Source organism: Mycobacterium sp. NGS64, from assembly GCF_059812245.1.
This window is the reverse complement of record NZ_JCALCI010000001.1, coordinates 581369-601068: the sequence shown is the minus strand read 5'-3', so window position 1 is coordinate 601068 and position 19700 is coordinate 581369. Positions and strand designations below refer to the sequence as shown.

General features: G+C 68.7%; 19 protein-coding genes. 4 read left to right on the top strand and 15 right to left on the bottom strand.

Annotated elements, in window-relative coordinates; genetic code table 11:
* Window positions 1-25 precede the first annotated feature (25 nt).
* A complete protein-coding gene (locus tag AC5Y4S_RS02970; RefSeq protein ID WP_500029600.1) occupies window positions 26-913 on the bottom strand; it encodes a universal stress protein in 888 nt (295 codons plus the stop codon).
* A gap of 126 nt (window positions 914-1039) precedes the next feature.
* Here AC5Y4S_RS02970 and otsB point away from each other — a divergent pair, with 126 nt between their 5' ends.
* Together otsB and AC5Y4S_RS02960 are read left to right on the top strand one after the other, a co-directional pair.
* The gene (gene otsB / locus AC5Y4S_RS02965; protein WP_500029598.1) at window positions 1040-4711 is read left to right on the top strand and encodes a trehalose-phosphatase; all 3672 of its coding nucleotides are present in this window, start codon (window positions 1040-1042) and stop codon (window positions 4709-4711) included.
* A gap of 71 nt (window positions 4712-4782) precedes the next feature.
* Window positions 4783-5622 carry a universal stress protein gene (locus AC5Y4S_RS02960; RefSeq protein WP_500029594.1) on the top strand — a complete coding sequence of 280 codons (840 nt, stop codon included), beginning with the start codon at window positions 4783-4785 and terminating at the stop codon, window positions 5620-5622.
* A gap of 18 nt (window positions 5623-5640) precedes the next feature.
* On the opposite strand, the gene AC5Y4S_RS02955 is transcribed toward AC5Y4S_RS02960, so the two are convergent.
* The 10 genes from AC5Y4S_RS02955 to AC5Y4S_RS02910 form a co-directional block, all read right to left on the bottom strand.
* A complete protein-coding gene (locus AC5Y4S_RS02955) occupies window positions 5641-7005 on the bottom strand; it encodes an HNH endonuclease signature motif containing protein (RefSeq protein WP_500029592.1) in 1365 nt (454 codons plus the stop codon).
* Window positions 7006-7078: 73 nt separating this feature from the next.
* Window positions 7079-7453 carry a SpoIIAA family protein gene (locus tag AC5Y4S_RS02950; protein ID WP_500029590.1) on the bottom strand — a complete coding sequence of 125 codons (375 nt, stop codon included), beginning with the start codon at window positions 7451-7453 and terminating at the stop codon, window positions 7079-7081.
* The gene (locus AC5Y4S_RS02945) at window positions 7450-8334 is read right to left on the bottom strand and encodes a universal stress protein (RefSeq protein ID WP_500029586.1); all 885 of its coding nucleotides are present in this window, start codon (window positions 8332-8334) and stop codon (window positions 7450-7452) included. Before AC5Y4S_RS02945 ends, AC5Y4S_RS02950 begins: the two co-directional genes overlap by 4 nt.
* Complete coding sequence (locus tag AC5Y4S_RS02940) at window positions 8322-8870, bottom strand: GNAT family N-acetyltransferase (protein ID WP_500029582.1); 549 nt, start codon at window positions 8868-8870, stop codon at window positions 8322-8324. The genes AC5Y4S_RS02945 and AC5Y4S_RS02940 overlap by 13 nt, the downstream gene beginning before the upstream one ends.
* A 58-nt stretch (window positions 8871-8928) precedes the next feature.
* Window positions 8929-10581: a sensor histidine kinase gene (locus AC5Y4S_RS02935; RefSeq protein WP_500032088.1), complete on the bottom strand. Its 1653-nt coding sequence runs from the start codon at window positions 10579-10581 to the stop codon at window positions 8929-8931.
* A 236-nt stretch (window positions 10582-10817) separates the two neighbouring features.
* Window positions 10818-11489, bottom strand: a complete 672-nt coding sequence (dosR, locus tag AC5Y4S_RS02930) for a hypoxia response regulator transcription factor DosR/DevR (protein WP_500032086.1) — start codon at window positions 11487-11489, stop codon at window positions 10818-10820.
* Window positions 11490-11548: 59 nt separating this feature from the next.
* Entirely contained in the window at window positions 11549-12373 is an 825-nt protein-coding gene (locus AC5Y4S_RS02925; protein WP_500029580.1) for a universal stress protein, read from the bottom strand.
* Window positions 12374-12383: 10 nt separating this feature from the next.
* Window positions 12384-13166, bottom strand: a complete 783-nt coding sequence (locus AC5Y4S_RS02920) for a universal stress protein (protein WP_500029577.1) — start codon at window positions 13164-13166, stop codon at window positions 12384-12386.
* 67 nt (window positions 13167-13233) lie between these two features.
* A complete protein-coding gene (locus AC5Y4S_RS02915) occupies window positions 13234-14211 on the bottom strand; it encodes a 1-phosphofructokinase family hexose kinase (protein ID WP_500029574.1) in 978 nt (325 codons plus the stop codon).
* Window positions 14212-14227: 16 nt separating this feature from the next.
* Window positions 14228-14497: a DUF1918 domain-containing protein gene (locus AC5Y4S_RS02910; RefSeq protein ID WP_500029572.1), complete on the bottom strand. Its 270-nt coding sequence runs from the start codon at window positions 14495-14497 to the stop codon at window positions 14228-14230.
* Between the two features lie 250 nt (window positions 14498-14747).
* Here AC5Y4S_RS02910 and AC5Y4S_RS02905 point away from each other — a divergent pair, with 250 nt between their 5' ends.
* Both AC5Y4S_RS02905 and AC5Y4S_RS02900 read left to right on the top strand, forming a co-directional pair.
* Window positions 14748-15725, top strand: a complete 978-nt coding sequence (locus AC5Y4S_RS02905) for an Acg family FMN-binding oxidoreductase (RefSeq protein WP_500029570.1) — start codon at window positions 14748-14750, stop codon at window positions 15723-15725.
* Between the two features lie 60 nt (window positions 15726-15785).
* On the top strand, window positions 15786-16220 hold the full coding sequence (locus AC5Y4S_RS02900) for a pyridoxamine 5'-phosphate oxidase family protein (protein WP_500029568.1): 435 nt from the start codon (window positions 15786-15788) through the stop codon (window positions 16218-16220).
* Window positions 16221-16357: 137 nt separating this feature from the next.
* Here the strand turns inward: AC5Y4S_RS02900 and AC5Y4S_RS02895 are convergent, their stop codons facing one another.
* Genes AC5Y4S_RS02895 through AC5Y4S_RS02880 form a run of 4 tightly spaced genes read right to left on the bottom strand, consistent with a single transcriptional unit; the run spans window position 16358 to window position 19691 of the window.
* Window positions 16358-16831 carry a hydrogenase maturation protease gene (locus AC5Y4S_RS02895; protein WP_500029564.1) on the bottom strand — a complete coding sequence of 158 codons (474 nt, stop codon included), beginning with the start codon at window positions 16829-16831 and terminating at the stop codon, window positions 16358-16360.
* Entirely contained in the window at window positions 16828-18120 is a 1293-nt protein-coding gene (locus AC5Y4S_RS02890) for a Ni/Fe hydrogenase subunit alpha (protein WP_500029561.1), read from the bottom strand. The genes AC5Y4S_RS02895 and AC5Y4S_RS02890 overlap by 4 nt, the downstream gene beginning before the upstream one ends.
* Window positions 18117-18875 (bottom strand): NADH-quinone oxidoreductase subunit B family protein, encoded by a 759-nt coding sequence (locus AC5Y4S_RS02885; RefSeq protein WP_500029557.1) that lies wholly within the window; start codon window positions 18873-18875, stop codon window positions 18117-18119. Before AC5Y4S_RS02885 ends, AC5Y4S_RS02890 begins: the two co-directional genes overlap by 4 nt.
* A complete protein-coding gene (locus tag AC5Y4S_RS02880; protein WP_500032084.1) occupies window positions 18876-19691 on the bottom strand; it encodes an FAD/NAD(P)-binding protein in 816 nt (271 codons plus the stop codon). It abuts the gene before it with no gap.
* Window positions 19692-19700 lie beyond the last annotated feature (9 nt).

The window sequence follows — 19700 nt, the reverse complement described above, 5'->3', positions numbered from 1 at the left end:
CCGCCGCGGGCGCCCGTGCCAAGCCTTACGTGGGGCGCGCGACGATCACGGGCATCCGGACCGAGTGCACGACGGCGTTGCTGACCGAACCCAGCAGCGTCCGGGCGAGGCCGCCCCGGCCGTGGCTGCCGACGACGACCAGTTGGGCGGACTCCGATTTCTCGATCAACTGGCGGGCCGGCTGATCACACACGAGCAGTCGCCGCACCGTGACGTCCGGATAGCGTTCCTGCCAGCCGGCCAGCCCTTCGGCGAGGCTGCGCTCGGCTTCGGCCTTCACCACCGCCCAATCGAATCCGGGAAGTTCGAGCACCTGAACGTCGCTCCACGCGTGCAGCGCGTGCAGGTCCACCCCGCGGCGGGAGGCCTCATCGAACGCGATGGCCGTCGCGAGCTCGGAGGCGGGCGAGCCGTCGATGCCCAGCAGCACGGGAGCCTGCTGCGGGTGCGGCATCAACGGGTCTTCGTCCCGCACGACGGCGACCGGGCACTTCGCGTGCCGCACGACGCCCGAACTGACCGAACCCAGCAGCGCCCGGCCCAACGCGCCACGCCCGTTGCTGCCGACGACGATCATCTCGGCCTCTTCGGACAGGTCGATCAACGCCGGAACCGGCGGCGAGCACTTCAGTTCGGTGCTTATCGCGACCTGCTGGTCGCCCTTGACGGCGTCTTCGGCGATCTTGACCGCCTGCTCGAGGACCTGCCGTCCGTCCTCCTCCTGCCACACCGCGACTCCGGTCGGAAGCGGGATCTGGGGAAACGTCGGCACGTAGGTGCTGTACATGTGCACCAGGGTCAGGGGGACGTTCCGCATCGCCGCGTCCGGGGCCGCCCAGCAGACGGCGGCGTTCGATGCGGGCGACCCGTCGACTCCGGCGACGATGCCGTGGCGGTTCGTGGGTGTGGACATCTCGTTCCTCCTCCATCTGCTCAAAACGCTATTGGCCAAACGCTCGTCGAACATGAGGCTTTAGTCCCCAAACCCGTGGACATCAGGCCCCGTTGACCCGGGCCGTCAAGTGGCATCGTCACAGAAGTGACCGAATGGGCCGCCACCGTTGATCGGCGCTACCACGATGCGGTAATCCTCGGGCTGGACAGCCTGATCACCGAGGCGGCACCAGGTGCCGTCGAGGCACGCGATTCGGCCGTCCCGCTGCTGCGGCGGCTGCGGGACGCCGGCGTCGCGGCGGCCGTCTACTCGCCCGGCCGCGACTGCGCGGAAGCCCTGCGCGCCGCGGGGATCGACGACCTCGTCGGCCTCGCGCTCGACGGGCCGTCGCCAACCGAAACCGCCCGCCGCCTCGGGGTGCGCGCCGTCCGATGCGCCGTGATCGACCGCGACGACGCCGGGGTCAAGGCCGCCGGGGACGGGGGCTTCGGCCTCGTCATCGGCGTCCAGCGCAACGGGCACGCCGCCGGGCTGCTGTCCTGCGGCGCCGACGCCGTGGTCGCCGACCTGGCCGAGATCTCGGTGCGCCGCGGCGGCGCGGCCATGTCGCGGATCGCCGACGCGCTGCTGGCCTACGGCCAGGTCAAAGAGCTGGTGGCGAACCGGCGACCCGTGGTTTTCCTCGACTTCGACGGCACGCTGTCCGACATCGTCGATCATCCGGAATCGGCGAAACTCGTCGACGGTGCCGACAGAGCGTTGCGCGCGCTGGCCGCGCGGTGTCCCGTCGTGGTGATCAGCGGCCGTGACGTCGCCGACGTCCGCGAACGGGTCAAAGTCGACGGCGTGTGGTACGCGGGCGGACACGGCTATGAGGTGATCGCGCCCGACGGCTCCGTGTTGGAGAACGCCGCCGCCGACGTCGCCGACAGCGTGGCGCGCGCTGCCGACCGGTTGACGGAGAGGCTCAGAAACGTCCCGGGAATCGCGGTGGAGCGCAAGCGTTTTGCGGTCGCCGTCCATTACCGCAATGCCGAACCGCAGAACGTCGACCGGGCGATCGTGGCCGTGCGCGAGCTTGCCCGCACCGAGTGCTTGCGGATCACCCCCGGCCGCAAGGTCATCCAACTTCGCCCGAACATGGACGGAGACAAGGGCACGACGCTCGGCTGGTTGCTGCAACGCATCGTTGATGGTGACGGCGCGGAACACGGCGCCGTGCTGCCGATCTACATCGGTGACGACATCACCGACGAGGACGCCTTCGACGCCGTCCAATTCGACGGGGTGGGAATCGTGGTGCGCCACGACGAGGACGGCGACCGGCCGTCCGCGGCGCCGTTCAGCCTCGAAAATCCCGGTGCCGTAGCCGAATTCGTCCACCGGCTGGCCCTGGACCTCGAACAGGCGGCGGCGACGCCGGGCGACGCGTGGGAACTCGTCTACGAGGGCTACGACCCGAAGTACGAGCGGCTGCGCGAGGCGCTGTGCACCGTCGGGAACGGCTACCTGGCCACCCGGGGCTGCGCGACGGAGGCGGCGGACTGCGAGGCCCATTACCCGGGCACCTATGCCACCGGGGTATACAACACGCTGACCGACCGGGTCGCGGGCCGGACGATCGAGAACGAGAGCCTGGTCAACCTGCCCAACTGGTTGCCGCTGACGTTCCGGATCGACGGCGGGGCATGGTTTTCCGTCGACGACACGGAATTGTTGTTCTTCCGGCAGACATTCGACCTGCGCAACGCGACGCTCAGCCGCAGTCTGCGATTTCGCGACGGCTCGGGCCGGATCACGACGCTGACCCAGCAGCGGTTCGCCTCCATGCACCAGCCGCACCTGCTCGCCATGAAGACCACCGTCGGCGCCGAGAACTGGTCGGGCACCGTCGAATTCAGGTCCCTGCTGGATGCGAGCGTGCAAAACACGATGGTCGAGCGCTACCGGTCGTTGTCCGGCGCGCACCTCACCGCGACGGCGATCGAGGAAACCGGTTCCGACTCAACGATATTGCGGACCGAGACCTCGCAGTCGCGGATCGCGATCGCCGTCGCGGCCCGCACCACCGTGTGGCGCGACGACGCCCCCGACGTCCGCGCCGACGCGCGCTACGCCGTCGTCGCCGACGGGGACCGTGGCGGTCACGACATCGAGGTCACGCTGTCGGAGGGCCAGTCCGTCACGTGCGAGAAGGTGGCGACGGCCTTCACCGGCCGGGACACCGCCATCTCCGAACCGGTCAGTGCCGCACAGCAATACCTCGATGCCGCCGGCCGCTACGCCGACCTTCACCAGCAGCACACCCGGGCCTGGGCGAGGCTGTGGGAGCAGTGCGACGTCGGCCTCACCGACAGCACGCCGGCGCTGCGAGTGCTCCGGCTGCATCTGGTGCACCTGCTGCAGACCCTTTCGCCGCACACCGCCGAATTGGACGCCGGGGTCCCGGCGCGCGGGCTGCACGGCGAGGCCTACCGCGGCCACGTGTTCTGGGACTCGCTGTTCGTCTCGCCGGTCCTTAGCCTGCGCCTGCCGAACGTGTCCCGGTCGCTGCTGCTGTATCGCTATCGGCGGCTCCCCGAGGCGCGCCGCGCCGCGCGCCGGGCCGGCTATCTCGGCGCGATGTACCCGTGGCAGTCGGGCAGCGACGGCCGCGAGGTGAGCCAGGAGGTGCACCTCAATCCGCAATCGGGCCACTGGAATCCGGACGCCAGTGCCCGCGCGCACCACGTCGGCCTCGCGGTCGCCTACAACGCCTGGCAGCACTACCAGGTGACCGGTGACCGCCAATTCCTGATCGACTACGGCACCGAGATGCTGGTCGAGATCGCGCGCTTTTGGGTTGGCCTGGCGAGCTTCGACGACACCCGCGGCCGCTGCACGATCCGTGGAATCATCGGACCCGACGAGTTCCATTCCGGTTACCCGGGCAAGGAATACGACGGCGTCGACAACAACGCGTACACCAACGTGATGGCGGTCTGGGTGATCCTGCGGGCAATGGACGCGCTGGAGCTGCTGCCGCTGCGCGACCGGCTCGATCTGGTCGGCAAGGTCGGCCTGACGACCGAAGAGCTGGACCGCTGGGATGACGTGACGCGGCGAATGTTCGTCCCCTTCCACGACGACGTGATCAGCCAGTTCGAAGGGTATTCGGAACTGGCCGAACTGGATTGGGAGCGCTACCGGCAGCGATACGGCAACATCCAGCGGCTCGACCGGATCCTCGAGGCCGAGGACGACAGCGTCAACAACTACAAGGCGTCCAAGCAGGCCGATGCGCTGATGCTGTTCTACCTGCTGTCGTCGGAGGAGTTGCTGGGCCTGTTCGGCCGGCTCGGCTACCGTTTCGAGCCCGAGCAGATCCCGAAGACCATCGAGTACTACCTGTCGCGCACCTCGGATGGCTCCACGCTCAGCGCGATCGTGCACGCCTGGGTTCTCACCCGCGCCAACCGTCACCACGCCATGCGGTACTTCGTCCAGGTGCTGGGTTCCGACGTCGCCGACATCCAGGGCGGCACCACCGCGGAAGGGATACACCTGGCCGCGATGGCCGGCAGCTTCGATCTGGTGCAGCGGTGTTTCACCGGGCTGGAAACGCGCGACGACCGCCTGGTGCTCGGTCCGCACTGGCCCGCGGCGCTCGGCGCCATCGAGTTCCCCTTCGTGTACCGCGGCCACCGGCTGCACCTCCGGATCAGCGGACGGACAGGGGATCTGACCTCCGAGGCCGGCAACGCCGGTCCGATCGTGGTCGAATGCCGCGGCCGCGTGCAGCATCTCCTGCCCGGGCAGAGCATCGAGGTCGCCTGAAGCCCTTATGCCCAGGGATGGGGGTCGAACGGCCCTGCCGACACGCCGGCCTCCCTCAATAACGTCAGCGAATGGCGGCCCCGCCGCCGGATCGGGAGGACGTGATGAACAAGCCGCCGTCATCGGAGCGGATCGTCGTGGGCATCGACGGGTCGAAGGCCGCGATCAACGCGGCAAAGTGGGCGGTCACCGAGGCGGTCAGCCGCAACGTGCCGCTGCGGCTGGTCCAAGCCGTCCCTGGCGATGTGGGGAACGATGCCAGCCTGGAGGTCGAGTACGCCCAGGAGTCCCTGCGCGCCGCCGACGCGGCCCTTGCAGCCATGGGCGAGCCGGTCAAAGTCGAATGCGACATCGTGAGCGGATCGCCGGAGGGCGTCCTGATCGACGAATCCCGCAGTGCTGCAATGGTTTGTGTGGGATCTGCGGGGATCGGATGGGTCGCACGCAAGATACTCGGCTCGACCGCCGACACGGTCGCCCGGAAAGCGCACTGCCCGGTGGCAATCGTCCGGGACAACGGCGATGCCGCGGCGAAGGATCGCGGGTACGTCGCCGTCGTCGTCGACGATTCACCGGGCAACGACGCTGTCCTCGAACACGGCTTCCGGGCGGCGCGGCTGCGCGGGGCGTCGATCCTGGCGCTCGGAACCTGGCGGTGGGGGTTGGGCGAGATCCCCTACCAGCAACTCGATCATCGGCTCGGCCCCTGGGCGTCTCACTATCGCGAGGTGCACGTCATGCCGGCCGCCGCCAGGCGCGGGGCAGCCGAATTCCTCACCCACACAGAGGAATCCGTGGATCTCGCGGTGGTGGGCAGCAAGGAGGCCGATAAGGTCGCCCAGATCATCGGCACGTCGGATCGATCCCCGCTCGGCCGCAACGGATGCTCGGTGCTGGTGGTGCGCGACTGAAGCGTCGAGCGATTGCTGTCAAACGGGTTCGTCGTCGTCGGTGTCGCGCAGGAATCGTTCGGGGTGGTGAAAGCTGTTGGTGCGGGGTTGCCCGTGGTCGAGGTGGGGTGGGGGGATCCATTCGGTTTCGCCTTGGGTGTTGGTGCGGGTGGTCCAGCCTTGTTCGGCGAGGCGGTTGTCGGGTCCGCAGGCCAGGGTGAGGTCGTCGATGTCGGTGCGGTGGGTGGTTGTCCAGCCGCGGGTGTGGTGGACCTGGCTGTGATAGGCCGGGGCGGTGCAGCCGGGTTTGGTGCAGCCGCGGTGTTGGGCGAAGAGCATGAGGCGCTGCGCGGGGGTGGCCAGCCGCTTGCTGTGATACAAAGCCAGCGGCTTGGCCCGATCGAAGATCGCCAGATAGTGATGCGCGTGGCCGGCCCAGCGGATCACGTCGGACATCGGCACCAGGGTGCCGCCGCCGGTCAGGGCCTTGCCGGTGGCCGCCTCCAAATCCTGCAGCGTCGTGGTGACGACGATCGATACGGGTAGGCCGTTGTGGGTGCCCAGCTTTCCGGTGGTGAACAGGGCGTGCAGCGCGGCCGCAAACGCGTCGTGGTTGCGTTGGGCTGGGGATCGGGTGTCGCGGCGCACCGCGTCCTGGTCGGGACTGTCGTCGAGCACCGGGGTGTGGTCGTCGGGGTTGGCGGTGCCGGGGGCGGCCAGCTTGGCCAGCATCGCTTCGATCGCGGCGCGTAATTCGGGGGTGATCAGGCCGGTGAGGCGGGACATGCCGTCGAAGTCTTGGTGGCCCAAAGTGATGCCGCGTTTGCGGGCCCGTTCGGCGTCGCTGAAGTCGCCGTCGGGGTGTAGCCAGTCCATGATCCGTTTGGCGTATTGGGCCACCTCGTCGGGGCGATAGTGGCGGGCCTTGTCGGCCAGATCGGCCTCGGCGGCTTCCCGGGTGCACAGGTCGACCTCGGCGGGCAGGTGGGCGAAAAAGCTGCGGATCACCCGCACATGCGCATCGCCGATGCGCCCGTCGCGGACCGCGGTGGCGGTCGCGGCCAGCTGCGGGGCCAACGCTTCCCCGGTCAACGCCCGGCGCTCCCCGAGGTCCTCGGCGTCGTCGATGCGCCGGGCGGCCTCGGCTTTGGTGATGCGCAGCCGGTCGGCCAGCGCGCCGCGCAGCGTGCCGCCGAGTTCTTTGGCGCCGGCGTGGGCGGCGAGTTGGTTGATCAGCGTGTGCTGCGGGGCGCGCAGCCGGCGCGCCGCGGCTTCCACCCGCTCGAGGACCCGGAGTCGTTCCGGGGTGGTCAACACGTCAAAAGACAAGTCGCACAAGCGTTTCACGTCATGATCAAGCGCGTCGAAAACCTCGACGATCTCCTCCCGACTGCTCGCACCCATACCCGAATCGTACGAACCCCCACCGACAAAAACCGTCCCGATGTGACCCCTGAAACCAAAGTGGTGCAAGGGGTTACGAAGCCCCGGCGGCCCATTCCTTCGCGCGGTCAAGCTCGTCGAGCCCGAACACTGCGAGCTCGCCGGGCATCATCCACGCCACCGCGTGCATGACGTGGCCGACCCAATCCTTGTCCGACACCACGGCAATCCGCTTGAAGTCCGAGTAATGCGTGAAAAGCGCTCCGAATCCCAGCTTGAGGTCCTCGGCGAATCCGCCCGGCCCGAAGCCCTCGTAGTCGGGCGCGATGACCTCGACGATCCTGATCTCGCCGTTCTGCAGCATCTTTTCCATCTCGGGCTTGAAGTGGCGCAGCTCGTTGCCACGCAGCCGGCCCGACACCCGGATGCCGGTCACGCCCTGCGGCATGTCCCCCAACACTTCGATCATCGATTCTCCTCACGGACAACAATCACGGGAACTTTCGCCGACTGCGCCACGGTGGAGCTCACCGACCCGAGCAGCATCCCGGGAAATCCGCCGCGCCCGCGGCCGCCGACCACGACCAGCTGGGCGTGCTCGGACTCCTTGAGCAACCAGTGGGATGGCTTGTCGCAGAAGAGCAATCGCTCGACGCGCACGTCCGGATACCGTTCCTGCCAGCCGGCCAGGCGCTCGGCGAGGGCCTCCTGCCCCTCGCGCTCGCGGTCCCGCCAGTCCATCCCCAGCACCGGAAACACCCCGACGTCGCTCCACACGTGCAGCGCGCGCAGCCCGACGCCGCGGCGCGAGGCCTCGTCGAAGGCCAAGGCCGTCGCCGCCTCCGACGCGGGCGATCCGTCGATGCCCACTACCACGGGCGCGTCGGCGGCGGCCGCCCCATCGGAGTGGATGACCGCGACCGGGCAGTGCGCGTAGTGCAGCAATCCCGTGGTGACCGAGCCCAACAGCAGCCGGCCCATCGCACCCAGGCCCTGGCTGCCGGCGACGATCATCCACGCGTCCTTGGAGGCCTCGATCAGTGCCGGCACCACGCCGGAATACACCACCTCGGTGCGGGTTTCGGGTGACGCAATCCCCGCTAAGGCGGCGGTCAGCGTCTTGTGGGCCTGATCGATGACGTGCCGCGCGTCGTCGCGTTGCCACTCGGGCATCTCGTCGTACAGTTGGCCCACCGGCCAGCCGACGACCACCGGTGTGACCGCGTGCATCAACGTGAGGGGCAGGTCGCGCAGGATGGCCTCGCGCGCGCCCCAGGCGACGGCGGCATCGGATGCCGGCGACCCGTCGACCGAGACGAGGACCCCGAATTCACCTGTCACGCGGGGCATTTCGCGTCCTCATCGCCGAAGTTGGGCAGCTCGATCTCGAGGTGACGGACGGATCCGTACTGTGCCGGCTCGCAGCGCCAGCCGAGGTCGAACACGACCATCAGCATGAGATGGTTCTCACTGAGGACGTCGGCGACGAAGTGCCCGATTCGCTGGGCCTGGGCGACCCGCGCCAGGTGTTTGAGTAAGGCCGTTCCCACGCCGAGCGAATGATCCTCATGGGCAACCACTATCGCGAACTCGGCCGCTTTTGGATGCTCGCGCACGACGGTGTAGTTCGCCACACCGATCAGCCGGTCCGCGTCGAATGCCCCGAGGGCGTATCGGCCGTCGGCGGGTTGGGTCAGCTTGTCGACGACTTCGTCGAGCTGGACCGGCTGGATCGTGAAGAAGCGGTAGTAGCGGTCGTGATCGCTGAGGTGTTGATGCAGCGCCATGACGGCCTGCGCGTCGCTGCCGGCGAGGGGGCGCAACGACACGACGCGTCCGTCGAGCAGCCGGGCCGTACCGGCGGAGCCCACCGCCTGATCGCTCATGATCCACGACGTTATTCGGCTTCGGCGCCACTCGGCAGGGCCGTTAGACCCCAGCCCGTTAGTCGTCGGTCAGCGGGGCGATCCAGTGCACCCGCGTGCCACCTTCCGGCGGGTTGGTGACCTCGCAGGTGCCGCCGAGTTGTTCGGCCCGGTATTTCATGTTGGCCAGCCCGCTGCTGCGCACGTTGTCGGCGGGGATGCCGCAGCCGTTGTCGCTGACGTCGAGGATGAACATGTCGGCGACATCCACCTCGACGGTCAGACGCGACGCACCGGAGTGGCGAAGGCAGTTGCTGACGGCTTCGGCGGTGACCGCCTCGGCGTGCTCGGCGAGTTCGCCACCGACCGCGGTCATCGGGCCGTGCAGCCGCATCGTGGTGACGATCTCGCGATTCTCGGTGAGGTCGGCAACCACCTGTTGGATCCGCTGGCGGAAGTCGGCGCCCTTTCCCAACGGCGATTTGAGCTGGAAGATCGTCGTCCGGATCTCCTCGATGATGGTCTGCAGATCGTCGAGGGTGCGGTTGAGCCGTTCGGCCACCTCCGGGGAACGGGCCCGGGCAAGCGTGCCCTGTAAGTCCATGCCCGCTGCGAACAGCCGCTGGATGACATGGTCGTGCAGGTCGTGGGCGATGCGCTCGCGTTCGGCGACGATGGTCAGCTGGCGCGAGTCGTCCCGGGCGGCGGCCAGGACCAGGGCTATCGCGGCGTGGGTGGCGAAATCGCTGACCAGGTCGAGGTAGCTCTCGTCGAACGGTGGCTGGTCGGCGCCGCGGGCGATCGCGATGACGCCGGCGACCTGGTCGTCGGTGCGCAGCGGCATCAGGATTGCGGGGCGCTGCCCGACATCGGTGAACGCCTGGATCGGGTACTGCAAGGACTCGGTGATTATCGGTTGGCCGGTTCGGAAGACCTCGCCGCTGGTGGAACCGTTGACCGGGACCTGGCGGCCGATCACGTCGTCGGCGTGAATGCCGACCGCGGCGGACACCACCAGCGTGTCGGTTTCGTCATACGGCAGGTCCGCGTCGGCCGGGACGAGCACGATCGCCTGTTCGGCGTCGGTCAGGGCGCGCGCGCTCTCGGCGATCAATTGCAGCGGGCGCCGGTGCGGTTCGGTGTTGGACAGCAGCGCGGTCGTGATCTCGCGGCTCGCCTCCATCCACTTCACCGACAGCCGCTCACGCTCGAAGAGCTGCGCGTTGTCGATGCTGGCCGCGGCCGCGAACGCGAGCGCGCGGGCGGCGACCTCGTCGGACTCGGAGAACACCCGCGCCGGGTCGACGTGGGTCAGGTAGATGTTGCCGAACACGATCCCGCGGATGGTGATGGGCACCGCGAGGAAGGCACGCATGGGCGGGTGATGCTCGGGGAACCCGGCGGCGGCCGGGTGTGTGCTCATGTCGTCCACGCGCAGGGCCGGGGTGTCGAGGAGCGACAGGCTCAGCAGGCCCTTGCCCACCGGCAGGGGTCCGATGCGTTCGACCGTTTCGGGGTCCATTCCCTCGTGGATGAACCTCAGCAGGGTGCCGTCGGGGTCGCGGATGGCGAGGGCGCCGTAGGGGGCGGAGGTCAGCTCCCTGGCCGCGGCGATGATCCGGTGCAGCGTCGCGTCAAGGTCGTCGACGTTCGCGCCGATCTCGACGAACACGCGAAGCAGCTGCTCCATCTGATCGCGCGCCGCCAGCAACTCGTCCAGCTGCGCGTGCATTCTGCTGACCAGCCCACGCTGGCCGAGCCCGGCTAACGCCGAGCCGCGTTCGTCGCCGCCGGTCACCCGACCTCATACCTCCACGACAACTTGGCCAAGAGGCAGCTTGCGTAGGCAAACAGCGAGTATCTACGGAACGCGAGATGCCGCAGTCAGCTTAACCCCAAGGGGTCGGGCACCCAACCTGGCGAGCCGTGCGCCGGAGCCGCCCTCAGCAAAGCGATTCGGGCCGCCGGCTAGTCCCGCGGCGATTCTGTCGACGTAGGCGGCCTGCCCGACCGTTGATCCAGCTTGGAGGCGAACACGGCAGCCTGCGTGCGGCGCTCCATGCCCAGTTTGGCCAGCAACCGCGACACGTAGTTCTTCACCGTCTTTTCGGCAAGAAACATCCGCGCGGCGATCTGCCTGTTGGTCAGACCTTCACTGAGCAGCCCGAGCAGCGTCCGCTCCTGTTCGGTCAGCCCGGAGAGCGGGTCTTCGCGTTCGGTCGTCCCGCGAAGCTTCGCCATCAGCGCGGCGGCGGCGCGGTTGTCCAGGAGGGATTTGCCGGCGCCGACCTCTTTGATCGCGTGGGCCAGCTCCATGCCTTTGATGTCCTTGACGACGTAACCGCTGGCGCCGGCCAGGATCGCTTCCAGCATCGCCTCGTCAGAAGTGAATGACGTCAACATCAGGCACCGCAGGTCCGGGTGGTCGGAGACCAGATCGCGGCACAGTTCGATTCCGTTGCCGTCGGGGAGGCGCACGTCGAGGACCGCGACGTCGGGCTGCAAGGCCGGTATGCGCGCCTTCGCCTCCGACACGGATCCGGCTTCGCCGACGATTTCCAGTTCGGGGTCCGACGCGAGCAGATCGGCAAGACCACGCCGCACGACCTCATGGTCATCGACGAGGAAAACCTTGACCATCAAGAGCCCTTTCTTAAGCGGCCGACTCTCAATATCGCATGTTTTCATTATCGGCCGCGTCATAAGTGCTGCTGATTGACGACCAACAACGAACAGTCGGCGTCCTGCAGCACCGCGCTGCCGGCCGGTCCAACGAGCTCCCCCAGCTGCCAACGGTCGCGGGCGCCGGCGATCACCAGGCCTACCGAGCCGCGGTTGTAGGCCAAATACTCCAGCAGCCCGCCGTGCACGGCCACCGACTCCACCCGCAGATCCGGATACTGCCGCGTCCAGCGGGCCAGCCGGCGATCCAGGTCGGCGAGTGCCCGGCGATCGCCGTCTCGGTCGTCCGGCCCCTTCTCGTCCGGCGCAGTCCGGCGGCAGATGATCGCCCGGATGGCGGCGTTGCGCAGCCGGGCCTCCGCAGCGGCGGCGCCCAGCAAGACGCCGTTGTCGGGCGACCCGTCCAGCTCGACGACGATCCCGTCGGGGCAGCGCGGGTGGTCGTCGCGGGCGCGGATGATGCCGACCGGGCAGCGCGCCGACATCGCCAAGGCCGCGGCGGTGGAACCCACCCGGCCGGGTCGGAAGTGACGCAATCCGACCGCGCCGACGCACATCATGGCCGCCGCCGCCGACGCGCTGATCAAGCAGCCGATCGCCGGGCCGTGGACCACCTCGGCTTCGATCTTCACCGGCTTGCCCGCGGCCTCAATTACCTTGACAGCCTGGCGAATTGCCGCCTGGCCAGTGGCCGGCGTGCCATCCTGTTCGGTCGCGCACACGAGGCGCAGGGGGGCGTCACGGCTCACCGCCTCGTCAAGTGCCCAGAGCGCCGCCCGGATCGCCGCCTTGGAGCCGTCGATGCCGACCACGATCGACCGCGGCGTAGCCAATTCGTTCACGGACTGTCCTCTAATGACGGACCACGAGGACGGAACAGTCGGGATAGCCCGCGATCGGGTGGCAGTTCGGCGTGGCCAGCCCGGCGATCTCGAGGGCGTCGGCGCTGCCGACGACAGCCAATTGGGGAGCCAATCCGATGGCGCCGCCCTGCCTTTCGCCGGTTTTCACGCCGGTGCCCGCCGCGACCGTCTGTACGTGCACGTCCGGATAGCGCCTGACCCAGCTGTTCAGTCGCCGATCGATCTGTCGGACGGTCGCGTGGCGGCGCCGGCCCTGCTCCATGGCCTGGCGCACGACTTCGTCGTTGTCCGGCTCGTCGTTGAGCACGACGGCGATGACGCCGAGCTCGGTCGGCGAGCCGTCGGGGTTGGTGCGGATGATCGCGACCGGGCATTGCGCCTCGGCGACCAGCGTGGTGGCGGTCGGCCCCAGCAGGCCGTCGGACGCCCACCCGCGCCTGGAGGTGCCGACGCAAACCAGTGCCGCGTCCCGCGATTCGTCGACCAGCACTTTGCCGGGATCGCCTGAGAGGATTGCCGTTTCGACCTCGACCGGCTTTTTCGCCTGTTGGATGGCGCACTCGGCTCGGGACAGCGCCATCTCGGCGCGCTCCAGCTCCCACTCGGACAGTTGCGCGGAGCTGGTGTGTTCCTCCGGGCGAGGGATGACGTAGACGAGGCGCATCGGCAGCTGCCGGCTCAGCGCCTCATCGACCGTCCACTTGGCGGCGTTAACCGCGGCTTGTGAGCCGTTGACGCCCACGACCACCGACTTGGCGTCCAGCTGGTTCATGTCGGCTCCTGACTCTTCAAATTTCAGGCTATTGCCGCGCCGCTCGTTGCAGAGGGGTCGTTAGGCCTTATCTGGGTAGCCGTTCGTCATTTGCGAGGTCGCAGGGTTCCGCCGATTGGGCGAACAGCTTCTCCACGTCCGCGCGAAGGCAGGCTGCCGTGCCGGGCGTCATCAGCATCGCAGCGCCCGCCGCGATGCCCAGCCGAACGGCCTTGACCAGCGGCCAGCCGCGAGAGAGCCCGACCGTGATGGCCGCGACCATCGCATCGCCGGCCCCCACGCCGCTCCCGCCGGGCATCGGGATCGCCGAAAAGCGTTGGCTGGCATGGGCCGTCGCGAGCAGCGCGCCCTTTGACCCCAGGGACACCAGCACCGCTTCGGCGCGACCGCTGTCGACGAGTTCGTGTGCGGCGGCGAGTTGTTCGGCCTCGGTTTCCAGGTGGCGGCCCACGCATTCCCGCAGCTCTCGGACGCTGGCCTTCAGGAGAAACACGCCGGAGGAGACGTGCCGCAGGCCGCCGCCGGAGGTGTCCAGGATCAGGCGGGCGCCGACGTGGCCGCACATGTCGGCCACCCGCTGGTAGAAGTCGGTGGTCACGCCCGGCGGCAGACTGCCGCTCGCCACCACGAATTCGGCCGACTTCGCCGCCATCCGCAGCTGCTCGAGGCAGTGCGCCTGTTCACGCAGCGTCAGTTGCGGCCCCGGCAGGACGAAGCGGTACTGGCGGCCGCTGCTGTTCTCGTTGACCGTGAAGCTCTCGCGCGTGGCGGCGCCGATCGGGACTTGCCAAAACGGCACGCCCTCGTCGGCGAGGAGCCGCGCGATCAGGCCACCGGTCGTCCCGCCGACGGGAAAGACGGCCAGCACCGAGCCGCCGAGCTCGTGCGCGATGTGCGCGACGTTGATGCCGCCGCCACCCGGGTCGTAACGGGTTTCGGCGCAGCGCAATTTGTCCGTCGGGCGCACGACGTCGACGCTTGTCGTGATGTCCAGCGCCGGGTTCATGGTCAGCGTGACGATTTGGGGTCCGCTCTGCGTCTGCATGGTCGGTGCATCCGGGCTAGCGGCCGTGCGCCCGGCCCGCGATGGCGGCCTGCACCGCCGCGAATCGCGACCGGCCGCGCTGGTCGGCGGCCTGCTGCTCGGCGGGCGTGACGACAATCGCGTCGGGACCCGGAAACACGGTGGCTTCCTCGTCGGTGTCCAGCCATCGGACCCCGTATGGCGGCTCACCATCGGGCGAAGGCACTGCGGTGATCAATCCCCTCAGATCCCGGTGCCCGATCGTGCCGCGCTTGATCACCAGCCAGTCCCCGACGTTGGCCTTCATCGTTAGCTCCTAGGTAAAGAGGCTGGGCAATAGCCGAATTGGCGATTCGAGCCTCAGGCATGCGAACGCCGCCCGCCAGGGTCCTTGGTCCCCAGCCCCACGTCATTGGACCCCGGTGCGATTGCCGCCTGCCCAAAGGCCTTTTGGCCTACCAACGACCCCGGCGACCGGGACGAATGACCCTCGCCACCACCCGGGTTCGGGCCTACCGTCGATGGTGACGCGAAACCTCGGCAAGGAATTGACGGCCATGAAAACGACGGTGGACACGCAGACACTCAGACAAGCGGTGCAGCTCGCGTGCCGGGCTCCGTCGGTGCACAACAGCCAGCCGTGGCGGTGGGTCGCCGAGGACGGAGCCGTGCGGTTGTTCGTCGACCGTGACCGAACGGTGCCGGGCACGGACCGTTCCGGCCGGGAGGCGATCCTCAGCTGCGGCGCCGCGCTCGATCACCTACGGGTCGCGATGCTCGCATCGGGATGGGGCGCCGAGGTCGAACGCTTTCCCAATCCGAACGACCCCGACCATTTGGCGACTGTCGAGTTCCGCTCCGTCGAGTACGTCACGCGCGCGCAGCGCGACCGCGCCAACGCGATCCTGCAACGCCGAACCGACCGGCTCCCGATGGGACAGCCCACCTACTGGGACCTCTTCGAACCCGTGCTGCGCAGCACGTTCGACGAGAGCCTGGTGACACTCGACGTGCTCCGCGACGACGAGCGACCCACGCTGGTCAAGGCGTCACAGCTCACCGAGGCGCTGCGCCGCGACGACGCGTCGTATCACGCCGAACTCGAATGGTGGACTTCGCCTTTCGCGATGGACGAGGGTGTGCCGCCGGACGCGCTGTTGTCCGGCAAGGAAATTGGCCGCGTGGACGTGGCGCGGGAATTCCCGGCCAGGACGGAACAGGATCGCCGTCCCGAGGTCGCGGTCGACTGGTCGAAGATCTTGGTGCTGTCCACCGCCGAAGACACCCGGGCGGACGTGCTGCGGTGCGGCGAAGTGTTGTCGACCGTGCTGCTGGAATGCACGATGGCGTTCCTGGCGACCTGCACGCTGACCCATCTGATCGAGCTGGACGAAAGCCGCGACGTCGTGCGCGGTCTGCTGGAACACGACGCCCAGCCGCAGGTGCTGATCCGCGCCGGCATCGCGCCGCCGATGGAAGCGGCGCCCGCCCCGACCCCCAGGCGTGCAGCGGAGGACGTGCTGCGGATTGGCTAGCTACGCTTGCCCGAACGGCCTAGCAGTTAAATGACTTTGACCTATCGAAGAAGGGTGCTGATGTCCATAACCGATGACCGTGTGACGATCCTGCCGGAGCACGAATGCTGGGAACTGATGTCCGGCGTGGCCCTGGGACGACTGGTCACCAGCGTCGACGGCCTGCCCGAGATCTTCCCGGTGAACTTTGTGGTTCAGCACAAGTCGATCCTGTTTCGCACGGCGGAGGGCACCAAGCTGGTCAGCACCGCGATCAACAACCGCGTGCTGTTCGAGGTCGACGAGCACAACGTGGCGGAGGGCTGGAGCGTGATCGTCAAGGGCAGGGCCCGCTCGCTGCGCACCGACGAGCAGATCCAGGAAGCCGAACGCGCGCAGCTGTTGCCGTGGCTGTCCGACGAGAAGACGCACTACGTGCGGGTGCTCCCCGACATGGTCACCGGCCGCCGGTTCCGGTTCGGCCCGCCGCTGCTGGGCAGCCGCGACCGCGCCTGAGTGAACGCCAGCGGAAGGCGCAGTCCGCCATTGGCTTTCGCGACATCAACGATCAGATGAGCCACGGAGTCCGCTGAGTCGGCCACCAAGCGATCCCCATTTGCGATAGCACCGGCGCTATCACAAACGAAACCCACCTATGGGTTGGCCGCGCGACGGGTGAGCTCGGCCACCGCCATGCCGACAACTTCCGGCACCGCTCGCGCGACTCGGGGGGTCAAACCGGTCCCGTGACCGGTGTCGGCGACTTCCACCGTCAACAGCACCAGTTCGTCGGGCACTCGCCCAAGCGCCTCGCCCAGCGCGTGCGTGCGAACGATATCGATGCTGTGCGAACTCAATCCGTCACCAGCCGCCACCTCGCTCAGGCCGCAGCGACGGATGCGGCCCGGCGTCGGCGGCGTCCCAACCGCGGCGTCGATCACCACGGCGAGTGCGGCGCCCGACCACGCGTCGAGCAGGCTCGTCGGTTCGGCAATGTCGGTCACCACGCGAACCGCGGGCAGCGCCAGTCGGTCCAGCTCGGCGGCCACGGCGACGCCGACGCCGTCGTCGCCGCGGTAGCGGTTGCCCAGGCCGATCACGACGGTCCCGCCCGACGCCGTCGTCATCCCCGTTGCACCGTCAGCGTCAGGAAGTGCGCGGAACACGAGATGCACGGGTCGTAGCTGCGAATCAGCTGCTCGCACAGCGCCGTCAGCGCGGCGTCGTCGAGCGCAAGGTTCCCGGAAACCAGCTTGGCCAGGTCGGCTTCGATGGCCGCCTGGTTCTGGGAGGTGGGCGGGACGATGGTCGCCGCCGAAACCAGCCCGTCCTCGCCGATGCGGTAGCCGTGGTACAGCAGGCCGCGGGGCGCCTCGCTGACGCCGTGGCCGACGCCGGCGCGCGCCGGGACCTCGACAAACGGGCGCGCCGGGCGCTGGTATTCGTCGATGATCCGCAACGCCTCCTCGATCGCGTAGACCACCTCGACGGCGCGGACGATGATGCTGCGGAACGGGTTTCGGCATTCGGTCGCCAGGCCGGCTTGCGCGGCGGCCTGCGCCGCGACGGGTGAGAGTGCCGAGGAGTTCAGCGAGTACCGAGCCAGGGGTCCGGTCAGGTGGCGGCGGCCGTCGAGCGTCGCATGCAGGGCGGTGGAGTGGGGCACCTGGGACTCGACGACGTGGTCGGTGAACTCGGCGACGGGAAACGGCGGGCCGGCGCTGCGCGCGATGGCGCCGTTCTCGATCGGGTATCGGCCGGGCGCCGTGAGCGCCAGGAACTCGTGGTCCAGCTCGAGGTCGGGGAACTCGAAGCGCGACACCCATTCGACGGTCACGAGCGCGTCGTCCAGGGCCCGGCGCAACCGCTCTTCGAGCGGCGCGAAGTCCGATCGCGTTGGCACCGAATAGAATCCGCCCAGCCGCACGTTGACCGGGTGGATCGCACGACCCCCGACGAACTCCATCAGCTGGTTGCCCGCCTTCTTCAGCGACAGCCCGCGCTCGACGTCGCGCGCGTGGTCGCGCGCCATGCCGATGATGTCGGGGTAGCCGAGGAAGTCCGGCGCGTGCAGCAGGTAGATGTGCAGGATGTGGCTGTGGATCCACTCGCCGCAGTACAGCAGGCGGCGCAGCTCGACGAGCTCCTGGTCCACCTCGACACCGCAGGCGTCTTCGATGGCGTTGCACGCGCTGACCTGATAGGCGACCGGGCAGATGCCGCACACCCGCGCCGTCAGGTCGGGCGGCTCGGTGTGGGCGCGCCCGCGCAGGAACGCCTCGAAAAAGCGGGGCGGCTCATAGATGTTCAGCTCGACGCTTTCCGGTTGTCCGTCCTTGAGCGCGACACGCAGCGCGCCTTCGCCCTCGACGCGTGTCAGCGTGCCCACGCTCAGCGTGCGGGTGGACGGGTTCACTGGTTGCTCCGCTCGGCGGCAAAGGCGGTCACGTTGAACGTCGAGAACACCCGGTCCACGTCGCCGTCGGACATGCCATCGCGGCGCAGCAGCGGGATCAGCGTCGCGGTCCGCGGCGCCGCCGATGGCCCGAAACAGCCGAAGCAGCCGCGATGGTGCCGTGGGCACAGCGCCCCGCAGCCGGCGTGGGTGACCGGCCCGAGGCACGGAATCCCTTCCGAGACAACCACGCACGTGACGCCGCGGAGCTTGCACTCGGTGCACACCGTCTTGGCCGGGATCTGGGGTTTGCGCCCGATCAGCAGGGCGGCGAGGGTGTCGAGCAGCTGGCCGCGGTCGATCGGGCAGCCGGGCAGCTGGTAGTCGACCTTGACGTGCGCCGACGCCGGCGTGGAGGTCGCCAGCGTGTCGACGTACTCCGGTTTGGCGTAGACGACGGAGGCGAATTCGGCGACGTCGGCGAAGTTGCGCAGCGCCTGCACTCCCCCGGCCGTCGCGCACGCGCCGATGGTGACGAGAACCTTTGACTGCTCGCGGATCTCGCGGATGCGCTGCTCGTCGTGGTGGGTGGTGACCGAGCCTTCGACCAGCGACACGTCGTACGGTCCGCCGACCATTGCGCTGGACGCCTCGGCGAAGGTGGCGATCTGCACCTGGTCGGCCAGGGTGAGCAGCTCGTCCTCGCAGTCCAGCAGGGTGAGCTGACAACCGTCGCAGGACGCGAACTTCCACACGGCCAGTGTGGTCGGGCTCATCTAAAGCTCCTTCACGGAAAGCAGCGGGCCGGCGACGTCGTAGCCGACGACCGGGCCGTCGCGGCACAGCAGCAGGGGACCCAGCTGGCAGTGGCCGCACCACCCGATCCCGCATTGCATGTTGCGTTCGAGCGAGACCCGAATGTCCTGGGCGGCCATACCTTTCGCCAGCAACGCCTCCGCGCCGAATCGCAGCATGGGCTCCGGCCCGCACAGGAAGGCGGTGGTGCGATCGGGGTCGAGCGCGAGCCGATGCAGCGGCTCGGTAACCAGGCCGACCTCGCCCCGCCAGCCCTGGACCGGAACGTCGACCGTGACGTGCAGGTCGATCTGCGGGTCGTCGGCCCACTTTTCGAGTTGTTCGGCGAACACGAAGTCCGCCCGCGAGCGCGCGCCGACGATGAGAGTCACCTTGCCGTAGCTCGATCGTCCGGCCAGTGCGCCCAGCACCGCCGGGCGCAGCGGGCACAGGCCCACGCCGCCGGCGACCAGGACCAGGTCGCGCCCGACGGCTTCCTGTAGCCCCCAGGTGGTGCCGAAGGGACCGCGGACGCCGATGACGCTGCCGGGTTCGGCGTTGTGCAGGGCCCGGCTCACCGCCCCCACCGCGCGGATGGTGTGGGTGATCGAGCCGTCGGTCACGGTGGGGTCGCCGCTGATCGAGATCGCGGCCTCGCCCACGCCGAACGCGTAGAGCATCATGAACTCCCCCGGCAGCGGGGTCCGCAGCGACTCGCCGACGGGCTCGAGGCACAGCGTCGCCGAATCGGGGCTCTCCACGATGCGGCTGCGAACCCGGTACGGCACCGGCGCCATCGCCGATGC